This is a genomic window from Nocardioides panacisoli, assembly GCF_039537325.1.
GTDB lineage: Bacteria > Actinomycetota > Actinomycetes > Propionibacteriales > Nocardioidaceae > Nocardioides > Nocardioides panacisoli.
On the sequence record NZ_BAABAH010000007.1, the window covers coordinates 101,168 to 117,787 of the forward strand.

Annotated in this window: 15 protein-coding genes; 2 read left to right on the top strand and 13 right to left on the bottom strand. The window is 71.0% G+C overall.

The window, feature by feature from the left end:
• Positions 1 to 792, top strand: coding sequence for a tyrosine-protein phosphatase (locus ABD709_RS11760; RefSeq protein WP_344775555.1), 792 nt, complete (start codon positions 1 to 3; stop codon positions 790 to 792).
• On the opposite strand, the gene ABD709_RS11765 is transcribed toward ABD709_RS11760, so the two are convergent.
• The 9 genes from ABD709_RS11765 to ABD709_RS11805 form a co-directional block, all read right to left on the bottom strand.
• A complete protein-coding gene (locus ABD709_RS11765) occupies positions 758 to 1,921 on the bottom strand; it encodes a YihY/virulence factor BrkB family protein (RefSeq protein ID WP_344775557.1) in 1,164 nt (387 codons plus the stop codon). The genes ABD709_RS11760 and ABD709_RS11765 overlap by 35 nt on opposite strands.
• An 81-nt stretch (positions 1,922 to 2,002) precedes the next feature.
• The gene (locus tag ABD709_RS11770) at positions 2,003 to 3,160 is read right to left on the bottom strand and encodes an acyl-CoA dehydrogenase family protein (RefSeq protein WP_344775559.1); all 1,158 of its coding nucleotides are present in this window, start codon (positions 3,158 to 3,160) and stop codon (positions 2,003 to 2,005) included.
• Positions 3,161 to 3,270: 110 nt separating this feature from the next.
• A complete protein-coding gene (locus tag ABD709_RS11775; protein WP_344775561.1) occupies positions 3,271 to 4,434 on the bottom strand; it encodes an acyl-CoA dehydrogenase family protein in 1,164 nt (387 codons plus the stop codon).
• Positions 4,431 to 6,458: an ATP-binding protein gene (locus ABD709_RS11780; protein ID WP_344775563.1), complete on the bottom strand. Its 2,028-nt coding sequence runs from the start codon at positions 6,456 to 6,458 to the stop codon at positions 4,431 to 4,433. Before ABD709_RS11780 ends, ABD709_RS11775 begins: the two co-directional genes overlap by 4 nt.
• A gap of 14 nt (positions 6,459 to 6,472) precedes the next feature.
• Positions 6,473 to 8,050, bottom strand: coding sequence for an acyl-CoA carboxylase subunit beta (locus tag ABD709_RS11785; protein WP_425575119.1), 1,578 nt, complete (start codon positions 8,048 to 8,050; stop codon positions 6,473 to 6,475).
• 5 nt (positions 8,051 to 8,055) lie between these two features.
• Entirely contained in the window at positions 8,056 to 9,210 is a 1,155-nt protein-coding gene (locus tag ABD709_RS11790) for an acyl-CoA dehydrogenase family protein (protein ID WP_344775565.1), read from the bottom strand.
• Between the two features lie 91 nt (positions 9,211 to 9,301).
• Entirely contained in the window at positions 9,302 to 11,074 is a 1,773-nt protein-coding gene (locus ABD709_RS11795) for an acyclic terpene utilization AtuA family protein (protein ID WP_344775567.1), read from the bottom strand.
• A complete protein-coding gene (locus tag ABD709_RS11800; RefSeq protein WP_344775569.1) occupies positions 11,071 to 11,877 on the bottom strand; it encodes a TIGR03084 family metal-binding protein in 807 nt (268 codons plus the stop codon). Before ABD709_RS11800 ends, ABD709_RS11795 begins: the two co-directional genes overlap by 4 nt.
• Positions 11,874 to 12,503, bottom strand: coding sequence for a TetR/AcrR family transcriptional regulator (locus ABD709_RS11805; protein ID WP_344775570.1), 630 nt, complete (start codon positions 12,501 to 12,503; stop codon positions 11,874 to 11,876). Before ABD709_RS11805 ends, ABD709_RS11800 begins: the two co-directional genes overlap by 4 nt.
• Positions 12,504 to 12,577: 74 nt before the next feature.
• Between ABD709_RS11805 and ABD709_RS11810 the strand changes: the two genes are divergently transcribed.
• Positions 12,578 to 13,339 (top strand): SDR family oxidoreductase, encoded by a 762-nt coding sequence (locus ABD709_RS11810; RefSeq protein WP_344775572.1) that lies wholly within the window; start codon positions 12,578 to 12,580, stop codon positions 13,337 to 13,339.
• On the opposite strand, the gene ABD709_RS11815 is transcribed toward ABD709_RS11810, so the two are convergent.
• From ABD709_RS11815 to ABD709_RS11830, 4 genes are read right to left on the bottom strand one after another with little or no spacing between them, the layout of a single operon-like run.
• Complete coding sequence (locus ABD709_RS11815) at positions 13,336 to 13,683, bottom strand: GntR family transcriptional regulator (RefSeq protein WP_344775574.1); 348 nt, start codon at positions 13,681 to 13,683, stop codon at positions 13,336 to 13,338. The two genes, ABD709_RS11810 and ABD709_RS11815, sit on opposite strands and share 4 nt — an antisense overlap.
• On the bottom strand, positions 13,683 to 14,738 hold the full coding sequence (locus ABD709_RS11820; RefSeq protein ID WP_344775576.1) for a VanZ family protein: 1,056 nt from the start codon (positions 14,736 to 14,738) through the stop codon (positions 13,683 to 13,685). Before ABD709_RS11820 ends, ABD709_RS11815 begins: the two co-directional genes overlap by 1 nt.
• Positions 14,739 to 14,742: 4 nt before the next feature.
• Positions 14,743 to 15,810: a phosphotransferase family protein gene (locus ABD709_RS11825; protein WP_344775578.1), complete on the bottom strand. Its 1,068-nt coding sequence runs from the start codon at positions 15,808 to 15,810 to the stop codon at positions 14,743 to 14,745.
• On the bottom strand, positions 15,803 to 16,573 hold the full coding sequence (locus ABD709_RS11830; RefSeq protein WP_344775580.1) for an SDR family NAD(P)-dependent oxidoreductase: 771 nt from the start codon (positions 16,571 to 16,573) through the stop codon (positions 15,803 to 15,805). The genes ABD709_RS11825 and ABD709_RS11830 overlap by 8 nt, the downstream gene beginning before the upstream one ends.
• Between the last annotated feature and the right edge of the window lie 47 nt (positions 16,574 to 16,620).

The following is a 16,620-nucleotide window of genomic DNA, read 5'->3' on the forward strand; positions in this document are numbered from 1 at the left end:
ATGACCGACTTCCGCGCGGACGCCAGGTTCCAGGGCGCCGAGGGCGAGGACCTGCTCCGGCTCGCGTCGGCCGACAACTTCCGTGACGTCGCGGGCACCGGCTACGCGACCGTCGACGGCGCCCGGATGCGGCGCGGGGTCTTCTACCGGTCCAACGAGCTCCAGCTGTCCGACGAGGACCACTCGACACTGACCGGGCTCGGCCTGACCGCCGTGCTCGACCTGCGCACCCAGGGGGAGATCGACCGGCACCCGGACGCCGAGATCCCGGGCGCCGAGTGGCACCACTTCGACGTGATCGGCATCCCGATGGAGGAGGTCGCGAGCCTCCAGTCGCGGGAGGCGGCGATCGACGTGATGCACCGCGTCTACACGGGCTTCGTCGAGGTCGAGTCGTCGCGGACGGCGTACGGCGAGCTGTTCCGCCAGCTCGCCAGGGGCGGTCCGCAGCTGTTCCACTGCACGGCCGGCAAGGACCGCACCGGGTGGGCCGCGGCGCTGCTGCAGCACATCGCCGGCGTCGACGACGCGACGATCGAGAGCGACTACCTGCTGACCAACGCGTTCGCCGGCGCCAGCCGGGCCGCGGTCGAGAACGCCATCCGCGAGCACCTCGGCGAGGACGGCGTCCGCGTGCTCGAGCCCACCCTGGTCGTCGACACCGGGTACCTGCGGTCGGCGTACGCCGCCGTCGAGAAGCTCTACGGCGACCGGGAGACCTACCTGCGTGAGGGCCTCGGCCTGGACGACCGCACGATCAGCGGTCTCCGCGAGCTGCTCCGCGAGACCTGAGCCCGGGCGGCAGGTCCGCCTCGTCCAGCAGCATCGGCTGAGTCGGCTCGTCGGCGGCCTCCGGCCGTGGCGGCTTGCCCGGGATGTGCTGCTTGATGACCTTCTCGGTCCGCGGGTCGAGCATGATCTCGTGCGTGTCGCCGTCGCGGCCGTCGAACCGGACCGCGACCGTCTCGAAGCCCTTGTGCCGCTGCATCTGCGCGTACATCGCGTAGGCCTTGCGGTCGGCGTCGGTCAGGTCGACCTGGTCGGTGAACGGCGTCAGCAGCGCGCGCGGCCACAACCGCCTCGCCAGCACGACGTTGACCTCGATGCCCAGCACGCCCATGACGGCACCGATGTAGATGAGCCCCATCAGGCCGAGCACCACGGCGAAGGTCGTCGTCATCTTGTTCGTGGTCGCGCTGTCGAAGACCCGGGTGACGTAGATCGTGCCCAGCCACTGCAGGAGCTGCCAGAGCACCGCGATCGTGAAGCCGCCGGGCGCTGAGGTCGACACGTTGTGCTTGATCGTGCGCGCGGCGGCCATCCGCAGCAGCAGCGTCAGGGCGAAGCCGAGCACCAGCACCGTCACCAACCGCACGAGCCAGTGGAACCAGGCGTGCTGCGACAGCTCACCGACCAGCTGGGTCGAGGTGAGGATGGCCGAGCCGATCGAGATGACGAGGATCGCCGTCCCGAACACCGCGAGGATGAGCAGGCTGTTGAAGCGGGTCAGCACCGGGTGCGGGCGGACGTTGCGCGGGACCGCCCACGCCGCCGACTGGACGTTCTGCAGGGCGAGCGCGAGGCCGACCGCCCCGTAGAGCGCACCCAGGAAGCCGAAGATGATGCCGCCCGTCGAGCCGTGGATGCCCTCCGGCCGACCGAGCTGGTCGCCGACGATCGGGAATTGCGCCAGCACCGAGCTCAGCGCCTCGTGCTGGAGCTCGGGCCGGCCCTCGAGGATGAACCCCAGGATCGACGTCGCGAGCAGCATCAGCGGGAAGATCGCCAGGAAGGCGTAGAAGGTGAGGATCGCGGCGAGGTAGTTGCCCTGGTCGTCGAAGAACTTGTAGATCACCGCCAGGGGTATGCCGAGCGCCGGCACGCGTCGTTGCGTCCGGTCGATGTCGGCTACGACCCCCACACCTGCAAACCTACCGTCGCGGCCCCTACGACCTGCGCAGACGCCGCGACGGCGCGGCTGGTGTCGGTCAGCCCGGGCCGCTCAGCTCGGGGCCGGGAGGGACCGGCTGATGATCTCCTTCATGATCTCCGAGGTGCCGGCGTAGATCTGCGAGACGCGGAGGTCGGCCCAGGCGCGGGCGATCGGGTACTCGTTCATGTAGCCGTAGCCGCCGTGCAGCTGCAGGCAGATGTCGGCGACCTTCTGGGCGCGCTCGGAGCACCAGAGCTTGGCCATCGCCACCGTCGGGATGTCGAGCTTGCCCTCCAGGTGCAGCTCGATGCACTCGTCGACGAAGGACCGCGCGACGCGGGCTTCGGTGGCGACCTCGGCCATCTTGAACTTGGTGTTCTGGAAGCCCCAGATCGGCTTGTTGAAGGCGTGGCGGTCGTGGACGTAGCGCATCGTCTCGTCGAAGCAGAGCTCCATCGCCGCGACGTTGGAGACAGCCACGATCAGGCGCTCCTGGGGCAGCTGCTGCATCAGCTGGATGAAGCCCTGGCCCTCCTCGGTCCCGAGCAGGTTGGCCGCCGGGACGCGGACGTCCTCGTAGACCAGCTCGGAGGTGTCCTGGCCCTTCATGCCGATCTTGTCGAGCACCCGGCCGCGGGAGAAGCCGGGGGTGTCGGTGGGGACGATGATCAGCGAGATGCCGGCGGCCGCCTCCTCGGGGTTGGTCTTCGCCACCGTGATCACCATGTCGGCCTGGGCACCGTTGGTGATGAAGGTCTTGGAGCCGTTGATGACGTAGTCGTCACCGTCACGGATCGCCTTGGTCTTCACGTTCTGCAGGTCCGACCCGGTGCCCGGCTCGGTCATCGCGATCGCGCCGACGACCTCGCCGCTGGCCATCTTGGGCAGCCACTCCTGCTTCTGCTCCTCGGTGCCGTAGGCCAGGAGGTAGTGGGCCACGATGCCGTTGTGCAGCGACGCGCCCCAGGAGGTGTCCGTCACGCGCGCCTGCTCCTCGATGAGGATCGCCTCGTGCGCGAAGGTGCCGCCACCGCCGCCGTACTCCTCCGGGATCGAGGCGCACAGGAGGCCCATCTCGCCGGCCTTGTTCCAGAGGTCGCGGTCGACCTGCTTGTTGGCGATGTACTTCTCGACGTTGGGCTTGATCTCCTTCTCGCAGAAGGTGCGCGCGAGGTCGCGGAAGTCGTCGAGGTCCTGGTCCATCCAGGGGGACCGGCGTCCGGGCATCTGTTTCTCCTTAAACGGTGGGTGTTGGTCTGGCCGCCCGACGGGCTCGCACCGCGCGGGCATCGACTGCGGGGCCGGCGGCGTGTCGTTCGATCTGCGACACGCTCGGCCTAATAGGACTTGGGCAGCCCGAGCGAGTGCATGGCGACGAAGTTGAGGATCATCTCCCGGCTGACGGGGGCGATCCGGCCGAGGCGGGCGGCGACCAGCTGGTTGCCGAGCCCGTACTCGGAGGCGAGGCCGTTGCCGCCGTGGGTCTGGACGGCGACGTCCAGCGCGTTGCAGGCGATCTCGCCGCCGGCGTACTTGGCCATGTTGGCGTACTCGCCGGCCGTGAAGTCGTCGCCGGCGTCGTAGAGCGCCGCCGCCTTCTGCATCAGCAGCCGGGCCTGCTCGAGCTCGATCTTCACCTTGGCCAGCGGGTGCGCGATCGCCTGGTGGGTGCCGATGACGTCCTTCCAGACCTTGCGGGTCTTGGCGTACTCGACGGCCTTGTCCAGTGCGTAGCGCGCCTGCCCGCAGGTCATCGCCGCACCCATGATCCGCTCCGGGTTGAGACCCGCGAACAGCTGCCACAGGCCGCCGTCCTCGTCGCCCACCAGGGCATCGGCCGGGACCCGGACGTCGTCGATGAAGACCGAGAACTGCTTCTCCGGCGCCACGAAGTCCATCGGGATGTGCTGGAACTCCAGGCCCGGGGCGTCGGTCGGCACGAGGAACAGCGCCGGCTTCAGCTTGCCGGTCTTGGCGTCCTCGGTGCGGGACACGATCAGCACGACGTCGGCCTCGTCGAGGCCGGAGATGTAGACCTTGCGGCCGTTGAGCACCCACTCGTCGCCGTCGCGGCGGGCGGTGGTGGTGATCTGGTGGCTGTTGGAGCCGGCGTCGGGCTCGGTGATCGCGAACGCGGCGACCGTCTCGCCGCTCGCGATGCCCGGCAGCCACTTCTGCTTCTGCTCGTCGGTGCCGCACCGGGTGAGGATCGACCCGACGATCGCGGGGCTGACGACCATCATCAGCAACGGCGAGCCGGCAGCGCCGGCCTCCTCCAGTACGGCGGCGAGGTCGCCCATGCCGCCGCCACCGCCGCCGTACTCCTCGGGGATGTTGACGCCGATGAAGCCGTGCTTGCCGAAGTCGTTCCAGAGATCGGTGGTCTTCTCACCCTTGCGGACCTGCTCGGCCATGTAGGCGTAGCCGTACTTGCTCGCCAGCGCCTTGACGGACTCGCGGAGGGCGAGGCGCTCCTCCGACTCGGTGAACGGGACGGTCATGCGTCTTCTCCTGCTTCGTTGTCGGTGTCGGTGGTGCCCACGGTCGGGGTGACGACGGCGAGCACGGAGCCCGCCTCCACCTGGTCGCCGGCGGACGCGGCGATCTCGGTCACGGTGCCGGCGTAGGGCGCGGCGACGGTGTGCTGCATCTTCATGGCCTCCATCACCAGGATCGGCCGGCCCTCGGCGACCTCCTCGCCGACGGTGGCGTGCACCGCGATCACGCTGCCCGGCATCGGCGCCAGCAGCGAACCCTCGGCCACCTGGTCGGCCGGGTCCACGAACCGGGGTACGACGTGCAGCGTCGCACCGCCCTGCGGTCCGTCCACGAGGACGGCCCGGTCCACGACGCGGGTGCGGTAGCGGCGGGTCACGCCGGCGACGTCGACCACGACCTCCAGCGGCGACGCCGAGACCACGGCGACGGTGGCGTCCTCGGCGAGCGAGTAGCCTTCGCGGCCGCCGTACCAGCGCACGTCCGTCTCCTCGCCGTCGACGGCGAACCGGGTCGACTGCGGCTGCGCGACGACGTTGCGGAACCCTGCTGGGATCTGCCGCTGCACCGGGGCGCCGAGCCGCCGGTGCTCGGCGAGCGCGACGGCCCCGGCGAACGGCAGCAGCTCGTCCGCTGCGGCGCGCTCCCTGGTGCCGGGGTGGTCGTCGTAGAACGACGTCGCGAGGTCCGCCTCCAGGAACTGCGGGTGCCGCAGCGACGCGACCAGCTGGTCGCGGTTGGTCACGAGGCCGTGGATGCGCGCCTTCTCCAGGGTGCGCGCGAGCGCCCGCGCCGCCTGCTCGCGGGTGGGCGCGTAGGCGATCACCTTGGCGAGCATCGCGTCGTAGAACGTGCCGACCTCGTTGCCGGTCTCGAAACCGGAGTCGAGCCGGATGCAGGATCTGACGCCCTCGAACGCGGTGCCGAACTCCAGGTCGTGGTCGAGGTCGAGCTCCAGGAGCCGGCCGGTCTGGGGCGCGTAGTCGCTCGACGGGTCCTCGGCGTAGAGCCGTACCTCGATCGCGTGCCCGGTGGGTCTCGATACGCCGCCTCGTTCCTCGGCGGCTACTCGACCAACGGATGCGTCGACGCCACGCCCCTCGGCGACCGCGATCTGCAGCGCGACCAGGTCGACGCCGTGGATCAGCTCGGTGACCGGGTGCTCCACCTGGAGCCGGGTGTTCATCTCCAGGAAGTAGAACGACTCCTTGGCCGGGTCGTAGAGGAACTCCACCGTCCCGGCGCCGACGTAGCCGACCGATGCCGCGGCGGCGCGCGCAGCCTCGTGGATCGCCTCGCGGGTCGCGTCGGACAGGCCCGGAGCGGGCGCCTCCTCGACGACCTTCTGGTGCCGGCGCTGCAGCGAGCAGTCGCGGGTGCCGAACACGACCACGTCGGTCCCGTCGCCCACGACCTGCACCTCGACGTGGCGGCCCTTCTCGACGTACGGCTCGACGAAGACCGTCCCGTCGCCGAACGCGGACTCCGCCTCGGCCGAGGCCTTGGCGACCTCGTCGGCCAGGTCCTCGAGCCGGGTCACGATCCGCATGCCGCGGCCGCCGCCGCCGGCGCTCGCCTTGACCAGGAGCGGGAGGTCGGCCTCGGTGGCCGTGTCGGCCGTGAGGTTGCCGAGCACCGGCACGCCGGCGGCCTCCATCAGCTTCTTGGACTCGATCTTCGAGCCCATCCGCTCGATCGAGTCCGGCGACGGTCCGATCCAGGTCAGCCCGGCGTCGGCGACCGCCCGCGCGAACTCGGCGTTCTCGGAGAGGAAGCCGTAGCCCGGGTGGACCGCGTCCGCGCCGGCCCGCCTGGCGGCCTCGATGACGAGGTCGCCGCGGAGGTAGGTCTCGGCGGGCGTGCTCCCCGGCAGGCGTACGGCGACGTCGGCCTCCGCGACGAACGGCAGTGCCGCGTCCGCGTCGGAGTGCACCGCGACAGTCTCGATGCCCAGCCGGCGGCAGGTCGCGAAGACCCGGCGCGCGATCTCGCCGCGGTTGGCGACGAGGACTCGGTTGATCGTGGTCATCTCAGTCGCCCCGTTCACAAGCGGAAGACGCCGAAGTTCATGGCGCCCTCGATGGGTTGGTTGTCGATGACGGACAGGCAGATGCCCAGGACGGTGCGGGTGTCGCGGGGGTCGATGACCCCGTCGTCGTACACCATCCCGGAGAGGACGTAGGGCAGCGACTGCTCCTCGATCTGCGCCTCGACCATCTCCTTGATGCCCTTGAAGCCGTCGGCGTCGAAGACCTCGCCCTTCGACTCCGCGGACTGGCGGGCGACGATCTCGAGCACGCCGGCGAGCTGGGCCGGACCCATCACCGAGGACTTCGCCGACGGCCAGGTGAAGAGGAAGCGCGGGTCGTAGGCCCGGCCGTTCATGCCATAGTTGCCCGCTCCGTAGGACGCGCCCATGATCACCGTCAGGTGCGGCACCTTCGAGTTGGAGACGGCGTTGATCATCATCGCGCCGTGCTTGATGATTCCGCCCTGCTCATACTCCGCGCCGACCATGTAGCCGGTCGTGTTGTGCAGGAACAGCAGCGGGGTGTCCTTCTGGTTGGCCAGCTGGATGAACTGCGCCGCCTTCTGGGCCTCCTCGCTCATCAGCACACCGCGCGCATTGGCGAGGATGCCGATCTGGTGCCCGTGCAGCCGCGCCCAGCCGACGCACAGCGCCGAGCCGTAGAGCGGCTTGAACTCGTCGAAGGGGACCTCGTTGCCCGGCCCGGTGCCGTCGACGATCCGGAGGATCGCCTCGCGCGGGTCGAACGGCTCCTTGAGGTCGGTGGGGATCAGGTCGAGGAGGTCGTCGGGATCGAGGTCGGGCTCGTTGTAGTCAGGCACGGTGCGCTGGCCGCCGGCCTTGCGCCAGTTGAGCCGGGCGACCGTACGCCGTGCGAGCCGGATCGCGTCGCGCTCGTCGACCGCGAGGAAGTCGGAGAGGCCGGAGACCCGCGAGTGCATCTCGGCGCCGCCGAGGGTCTCGTCGTCGGACTCCTCGCCGGTGGCCATCTTCACCAGCGGCGGGCCGGCCAGGAAGACCTTCGCCTGCTCCTTGACCATGATCACGTAGTCGCTCATGCCCGGGACGTAGGCACCGCCCGCGGTCGAGTTGCCGAACACGACCGAGATGGTCGGGAGCTTCCGCGCCGAGGAGCGGGTGAGGTCACGGAAGCCGCGGCCGCCCGGGATGAAGATCTCCTTCTGGGTGGGCAGGTCGGCGCCGCCGGACTCGGTGAGGTTGATCGACGGCAGGTTGTTCTTCTCGGCGATCTCGGCGGCGCGGAAGGACTTCTTCAACGACCAGGGGTTGAGGGCGCCGCCCTTGACCGTCGGGTCGTTGGCCACGATCAGGCACTCCACGCCCTCGACGACGCCGATGCCGGTGACCAGGCTGGCTCCGACCTTGAAGTCGCTGCCCCAGCCGGCCAGCGGCATCAGCTCGAGGAACGCCGAGCCCTCGTCGACGAGCAGGTCGATCCGCTCGCGTGCCGTGAGCTTCCCGCGGTCGCGGTGCCGGGCGACGTACTTCTCCCCTCCACCCGCGACCGCCTTCGCCTGCTCGGCGTGCAGCGACTCGATCTTCTCGAGCATCGCCGTGCGGCGTTCCGTCACGTCACTCACTTCGCATACCCCAGGAGTCGGGCCGCCAGGTCGGTGAGCACCTCGGTGGCGCCACCGCCGATCGGCAGCAGGCGGACGTCGCGGTAGTGCCGCTCGACCTCGGACTCGCGCATGTAGCCCATGCCGCCGTGCAGCTGCACGGCCTGGTCGGCGACCCAGACGGCGGTGTCGACCGCGGTCTGCTTGGCCAGGCACGCCTCGGCGATGACCTGCTCGCCCGCCTCGTAGCGGCGGGCCACCTCGAGGGTGTAGGAGCGAGCGATCGCGACCTGGCGGTGCATCTCGGTGAGCTTCGCCCGGACGACCTGGTTCGCGACGAGCGGCTTGCCGAACGTCTCCCGCGTGCGGCAGTAGTCCGCGGCGAGGTTCAGGCAGCGCAGGGCGTGGCCGTAGCCCATCAGCGCGAGCCAGATCCGCTCGGTCACGAAGTTGTCGGCGATGTAGTAGAAGCCGCTGTTCTCCTCGCCGACCAGGTTGGTCGCGGGCACCCGCACGTCCTCGTAGGACAGCTCGCCGGTGTCGGACGCGAGCCAGCCCATCTTGTCGAGCTTGCGGGAGACGGTGAAGCCGGGCGTGCCCTTCGGCACCACGATCAGCGAGATGCCGTGCGCGCCGTCGTCGCCGGTGCGCACCGCGGTGGTCACGAAGTCGCCGCGCACGCTGGAGGTGATGAACGTCTTCGCGCCGTTGATCACCCAGTCGTCGCCGTCGCGCACCGCGCGGGTGGTGATCCCGGCGACGTCGGAGCCGGTGCCGGGCTCGGTGATCGCCAGCGAGCCGATCATGTCGCCGGAGAGGACTGGGCGCACGTAGGTGTCGATCAGCTCCTGCGACCCCCGCTGGACGATGTGCGGGATCGCGATGCCGTGGGTGAAGGCCGACGCCATGGCCCCGCCGGACCAGCCGGCCTCCATGAAGCCCTCCTGGAGAGCGCAGATGTCCAGCAGCGTGCCGCCGTCACCCCCGACCTCCTCGGGCACTCCGACGGCGAGCAGCCCCGCGTGCGCGAGCTTCTTCTGCAGCTCCCGCGGGAGCTCGCCGTCCCTCTCCCACTGGTCGAGGTGGGGCGTGACCTCGCGTCGGGTGAACTCGATGGCCGACCGCTTGAGGGCGAGCTGGTCGTCGCTCCAGCCGTGGTCGAAGGTCGTCATCGGGGTCCCCGCGAACTTGTTCGGAGGCGTATTCCGCAAGGACCGCGGTCGGTTCCGGCCCGATGGGGGGAGAAGAAGTTCGTGGGGTGATTCATACGAGGTCCTCCTGGACGTGCACGGTGCGGGCGCGGGCCCACTCGCCGAGCCCCTTCGCCTGCGGGTCGAAGCGGGTGGACTCGGCGACCCCCTTGCCGAGCAGGCCGCGGACGACCACGTTCACCGCGCCGAGGTTGGGCAGCAGGTAGACGTCGACGTCGAGGTCGAGCGCCTCGGGGATCAGCTCGCGGACCTTCTTGGGGTTGAGCAGCTTGGCGAGCCAGTTGGCGCGGGCCTCGTACTTCGGCGAGCCGTCGTGCTTGACCCACAGGCCGAGGTTGGCGTCGCCGCCCTTGTCGCCCGAGCGGGCGTGCACGAAGGATCCGAGCGGCACCCGTCGGGTGATCGAGTCCGGGGGCGCCGGGAACGGCGAGGGCCGGCGGCCGAGGTCGGGGTCGAGCTCCTCGGGCGCGACGTCCTCGACGAACTCGGTGGGGTCGGCGATGGTCTCGCGGGTGCCGTCGGCGTGCACCACCACGTGCTCGACGACGTCGCGGTCGACGTACTCCGGTGTGTAGATGCCGTACGGCGACGGCTTGCCCGGCGGCGCCGTCATCGTGAAGCCCGGGTAGGACGCCAGTGCGAGCTCGACGGCGGGGCCGGTGAACGCCTTGCCGACCGGGTCCATCTGCGGGTCCTTGACGATGCAGCGCAGCAGGACCGACGCGCCCTCCTCGGTCTCGGAGTCCCCCTGCGGAGCGGTGCCCATCCGCCAGCTCACCTCGGCGGCGGTGAGCTGCCCCTCGAGCTGGTCGCGCACCCACTCGGCCTTGGCCCGGGTGTCGAGCCCGGTGAGCACGAACTCCATCTGGTTGCGGAACCCGCCGAGGGTGTTGACCGCGACCTTGAGCCGCTTCGGCGGCGCGCAGCCGGTCACGTCGCTGATCCGGACCCGGTCCGGCCCGTCGTCGGTCAGCCGGATGCTGTCCAGCCGGGTGGTGACGTCGGGGTTGAGGTAGCGCGTGGTCTGGATCTCGTAGAGCAGCTGCGCCGTGACCGTGTCGATCGTGACCGCGCCGCCGGTCCCCTCGTGCTTGGTGATCACGCTGGAGCCGTCGGCGGCGATCTCGGCGATGGGGAAGCCGAGCGGGCGGTCCATCGGGGCGCCGGCCTCGATCAGGTCGCGGAAGCCGGAGAAGTTGCCGCCGGTGGCCTGGGTCCCGCACTCGATCACGTGACCGGCGACGACCGCGCCGGCCAGCTCGTCGTACTGCGTCGGCGTCCAGCCGTGGTGAGCGATCGCGGGGCCCACGACGACCGACGCGTCGGTCACCCGGCCGGTGACGACGACCTGGGCGCCCGCATCGAGCGCGCGGGCGATGCCGAACGCGCCGAGGTAGGCGTTGGCCGTGAGCGCGCCCTCGAAGAGGCCCTCCGGCCGCAGGTCGTCACCCTCGACGTGCGCGACAGCGACGTCGAGGCCGAGGCCGGTCGCGAGCTCGCGGACCTTCGTCGCGAGACCCGCCGGGTTGAGGCCGCCGGCGTTGGAGACGATCCGGACGCCCTTCTCGAGCGCGGTGCCGAGCGTGTCCTCGAGCTGGCGAAGGAAGGTGCGGGCGTACCCGAGGTCGGGGTCCCGGAAGGTGTCCTTGCCGAGGATCAGCATGGTCAGCTCGGCCAGGTAGTCGCCCGTGATGACGTCGACCGGGCCGCCCTCGAGCTGCTCGCGCAGCGCGGACAGGCGATCGCCGTAGAAGCCCGAGCAGTTGGCCACCCGGAGCACGCCGGCGCCTGAGGAGCCGAGGGACGAGGCGTCTCGAAGGGTCACCGCGGGTCCCTTCCCTCGCCGCTCGGCCCGGCGAAGCACTGGGCGATGTCGAGCCACCTGTCCGCGTCGGCCCCGGTCGCGACCAGGTCCGTGTCGTCGCGGTGGACCCGCTGGGTGACCAGCTGGCAGAAGTCGTAGGCGGATCCGGTCACGGTCTGGGCGGCGTCCTCGGGACCCCACGCCCAGGTCTCGCCGCTCGGCGCGACCAGCTGGACGCGGAACTCCTCGGCCGGCGCCTCGAGGCCGTTGTTGACGAAGGCGAAGTTGCGGGTGCGCACGCCGAGGTGGGCGACGTGCCGGATCCGGTCGGTGATCTCCGGGTCCAGGCCGAGCGCCTCGTGGACGTCGAGCGAGTGCGCCCAGGTCTCCATGAACCGCGCGGTCACCATCGAGGTGGGTGACATCGGCGGGCCGAACCACGGCATCTTCTGCCCGTCGGGCACGGCGCGCAGGGCGTCCCCGAGGCCGGCGCGTGCGGCGTCCCAGCGTGCCAGCAGGTCCCCCGGAGCGGTGCTGCCGCTGATCGCCAGCGCGCTCGCGTCGACGAACCCGGTCGGGTCCTCGATCGCTTGGAGCACCACTGCGTCCCAGGCCTCCTTGCCCTCGGGCGTGTGGGCGTTCGCCGCGAGTGCCGCGACCTCGTCGGTCCAGAGCAGGTGCGCCACCTGGGTCGCGACGGTCCAGCCCTCGGCCGGGGTCGGGGTGGCCCAGCCGGCCTCGTCGAGGCCGGCGACCGCGGACCGCAGCCGGTCGCCCTCGGTCGTCAGGTCGGCGAGGACCCCCTCGAACACGTCGTTGCTCACTCGTCGTCCTTCCGTCCGGCAGGGTGCAGCGCGGCATCGAGCGTGCGCGCCCACTGGTCGAGGATCCGGCGTCGCCGCTTGGCGTCGTCGTTGATCGTGTTGGCCAGGCCGAGGCCACGGACCAGGTCGAGGGTGCCCTGCACCAGCTCGCGCGCTCCCTGCTGCGACTCGTCGATGCCGAGCAGCTCGACGGTCAGCCGGTGGGTCTCGCGGCCGATGCGGTACTCCAGCGGCGCGACGACCTCCAGCAGCGCCGGGTCCGTGCGGGCGGCGACCCAGAGCTCGAGCGCGGCGCTGAACACCGGACCGGTGAACAGCTCGCCGAGCATCCGGACGACCGCCTCGGTCCGCTTCTGGCCCTTGGGCAGCGACGCGGTGGCGGACCGCATCTCCTCGGCCCGCCGCTCGGTGACGTGGATGACGGTGGCGACGACGAGGTCGGTCTTCGTCGGGAAGTGGTGCAGCTGCGCACCGCGGCTGACACCGGCGCGCTCGGACACCAGGGTGGTCGTGGTGCCGCCGTAGCCCTTCTCGACCAGCAGCTCGAACGCCGCCTCCATCAGCCGCTGCCGCATCGCGCGGGTGCGCTCCTCCTGCGGCACGCGGGCGGAGGTCGAGGCGGTCACCGGGTCAGCATGTCTGCCGAGAAACAAACAGTCAAGACTGACTTTATGTTGCCGCCTGCGGCAGACTCGCCCCCATGACCAAGACGATCCTCATCACCGGCGCCTCGAGCGGGCTCGGCGCGGAGATGGCCCGCCAGTTCGCAGCGCTCGGCCACGACCTCGCGCTCTGCGCGCGCCGCACCGAGCGGCTCGAGGAGCTGAGGTCGGAGCTGGAGAGCGACCACGAGGGCATCCGGGTCGCCGTGCGCGCGCTGGACGTGACCGACCACGACGCGGTCTTCGAGACCTTCCGCTCCTTCCGCGACGAGCTCGGCCGGATCGACCGGGTCGTCGTGAACGCCGGGCTCGGCAAGGGCGCGCGGCTGGGCACCGGCCGGTTCGACGCCAACCTCGCCACCGCGATGACGAACTTCGTCGGCGCCCTGGCCCAGACCGAGGCCGCGATGGAGATCTTCCGCGCCCAGGAGTCCGGCCACCTCGTGATGGTGTCGTCGATGTCGGCGCTGCGCGGGATGCCGGGCTCGATCACGACGTACGCCGCCACGAAGGCCGGTGTCGCCAGCCTCGCCGAGGGGGTCCGGGCCGACCTCTACGGCACCAAGCTGCAGAAGCGGGTCAAGGTCACCGTGCTCTACCCGGGCTACATCCGCTCGGAGATGAACGAGAAGGTCGACCAGGGGACGCCGCTGATGGCCTCCACAGAGAAGGGCGTGCGGGCGATGGTCTCCGCCATCGAGAAGGAGGTCGCCGACGCCTGCGTCCCGCCCCTGCCCTGGGCCGCCCTCGCCCCGGTCATGAGGCACGCCCCGCTGCCGGTGCTCAAGCGGTTGATCTAGGGCTCGAGCAGCCGCTGCACCAGCCGCAGCGCCTCAGCCGGGTCGAGGCCGAGCTCACGGACCCGGTCGGCGTACGCACGGGCCGCGGCGCGGGCCTCGCGGTCGACCCCGCGACCCGCGACGAAGCTGCCGGAGCGACCGCGGGTGTCGATGCGGCCGGTCTCCTCGAGCTCGCGGTAGGCGCGGGCGACCGTGTTGGCGGCGACACCGAGGTCCTGCGCGAGCTGACGGACCGTCGGCAGCCGGTCGCCCGGCCGCAGCTCGCCCCGGTCGATCAGGGCGACGAAGCCGGCGCGGATCTGCTCGTACGGCGGCTCCGCGGCGTTCGGGTCGACGGTGATCATCAGGCGCCATCCTCGTCGCCCGCGATCGCGAGGTCCATGCCGGCCACCACGTGCGAGAGCCCGCGGTGCTCGCGGGTCGGCAGGGCGACGGCCGCGGTCAGCAACGCGTAGCCCAGCAGCGCCCCGGTCGACCAGGAGGGCGCGAGGAAGCCGACGACCAGCATCGGCCCGACGCCGGCGGCCAGCTTCACGACCCGGGAGACCGGCGTCAGGCGACTTCGCCGGGCGACGGCCCGGACCGACACGACCCACTCGCCGAAGGTCCGCCCGAAGCCGAGCACCAGCACGGCCTCGGCCACGCCGGGCGCGCCCCACTGCAGCACCGTGCGGAGGTCCTCGTCGATGGCCCGGTAGCCGTGCTGCAGGCCGTAGTGGAAAGCGGCCTTCCAGAGGACGACCACGGCCGCACCGGTGAGCGCAACGAACAGCACGTCGCTGACCATGCCGACCAGGCGGCGGCCGTAGGTGATGTGCGTGGGCAGCACGATCCTGCCCGTCCGGTGATGGACGACGAGCGCGGCGAGCAGCGAGCCGGCCAGCGCGCCGAGGGTGTTGACCATCAGGTCGTCGACGTCGAACTTCCGGTAGGCGCAGCCGAAGAGGTGCCAGTCCCCCGTCGCCTGGGTCGTCTCGATCAGCAGCGAGATGCCGAACCCGAGCACCGTCGCGACGACCACCCCGCGGCCGAGCAGCTTGCGCACGTAGAAGCCCAGCGGCACGAACAGCAGCACGTTCAGGGCGACCTGGAGGAACGCCGGGTCGTGCACCAGCCAGACGATCCCGTGCCGGTCCTGGAAACCGATCGTCCGGATCGTCCCGAACGGCGTGGTCTGCCTGCCCTTGCAGTGGTAGTGGTCGGTCTTCGGCATCGGCAGCAGCGTGTAGGTCCACAGCGCCAGCCCGTAGACCGCGCCCGAGAGCAGGATCGCGAGGTCGCCGGGCCCCAGCTTGCCGTCGCGGCGGTACTCGAAGGCCGCGACCGGGACGAGCAGCAGCACCGCGACGACCGAGCCGAGCCCGGTCGCTACAGCTGCGTTGGCAACCTGGTCGGACACGCGGTTACTGCGCGAGGAGCGAGCGGCAGCGCTGCTCGAGGTAGCCGACGGCCGGCCCGAACATCGCGTAGGCCTCGTTCGTGGTCTGGCCGTGGAAGTAGCGGTAGTAGATCTGCTGCGCGATCACGGCCAGCCGGAACAGGCCCATCACCTCGTAGAACCGCCACTGCTCCGGCCTGATCGCGCGCCCGGTCAGCTCGGCGTACCGGTCGATCAGCTGCTGCCGCGTCCACATCCCCGGCACCGTCGACGGCTGCCGGCGGAACGCGAGGAAGAACTCGTCGTCACCGGGCTCCACCCAATAGGCCAGCGTCGAGCCGAGGTCCATCAGCGGGTCGCCGACCGTCGCGAGCTCCCAGTCGAGCACGCCCAGCACGGCGCTCAGGTCAGGAGCGAGCACCAGGTTGTCGAAGCGGAAGTCGTTGTGGATCATCACCTGGCCGACGTCGGCCGGCTGGTGCGCGTCGAGCCAGTCGGTGATGTCCGACCAGTCGCCGGTGTCGTCGGTCCGGGCGTTCGCCATCCGTCCCGTCCAGCCGGCCACCTGGCGGGCGACGTACCCCTCGCCCTTGCTCATCGACGCCAGGTCGGGCAGGGAGGAGACGTCGACCGCGTGCAGCTCGACGAGGACGCCGATCGCGGCCTCGCAGAGCGCGGAGGCCTGCTCGGGCGTCACCTCCACCGGGAAGTCCTTGCGCGGGATGATCCCGTCGATCCGCTCCATGACGTAGAGCTCAGACCCGATCGGCGACCCCTCCTCCGACGCGTAGGCGATCATCCGCGGCACGTAGGGGAACACCGGTCCGAGCGCGTGCTGGATCCGGTACTCCCGGCTCATGTCGTGCGCACCCTTGGCCTTGGTGCCGGTCGGCGGCCGGCGCAGGATCAGGTCCCGCTCGCCGCCCTCGCTGGTGGCGAGCCGCAGCAGGTAGGTCAGGTTCGACGCGCCGCCCGGGAACTGCCGCACGTCGCCGATCCGCCCGACTCCCGGCGCGACCCGGTCCAGCCACTCCTGGACCGCGTCGACGTCGAACGCGTCCTCCTCGCGGACCGGGCGGCTCTCCTCACTCACCGGCGACACCGTCCAGCTTCTTCGCCTGGTCCCGCATCACGTGGTCGTAGGCGGCCCGGTCGCTCACCTTCAGCCCGTAGGCCGCCCGCGCCGCCGGGTCCGGCAGGATCACCTCGTCGCCGCGATCGAGCCCCTCGAGCACCGCCGCGGCGATCTCGTCGGCCCCCAGCGGCGCGTCCTGGACCAGCCGCGCCATCACCCCGGCCAGTGCCGTGTCCCGTCCCCGGACGGAGTCCATCAGCGCGGTGCGGAAGTAGGACGGGCACACCACGTGGGCCGTCACGCCGTACGACGCCAGCTCGTGCCCGGTCGTCTCGGTGAGGGCCACCACCGCGGCCTTCACCGCGTTGTAGGACGCCATCCCCGCCGGGTGCACGAGCCCCGCCAGCGACGCCACGTTCACGATCCGCCCGCCGCGCTGCCTCTTGAACAGCGGCGTGAACACCCGCGTCCCCCGCACCGCGCCGAACAGGTTGATGTCGAAGATCCACTGCCACTCGTCGAGCTCGGCGACGTCCAGCCGCCCGCCCCCGGCGACGCCCGCGTTGTTCACCAGCACGTCCAGCCCGCCCCACGACGACTCGACCTCGGCCAGCGCCGCGGCCCAGTCCTCGTCGCTGGTGATGTCCAGCCGGCGCACGCCGTCGGCCTCCACCCGGTCGGTCCGCAGCACCCGCGCCCCCCGCGCCGCCCACGCATCCGCCAGCGCCGCCCCCAACCCCGACGCCGCCCCCGTGATCAAGACCCGCTCAGAATCAGCCACGCGGCGACTGTAGGGGACCTGCCCGCCAGCAGGCGACGCCGCCGCCC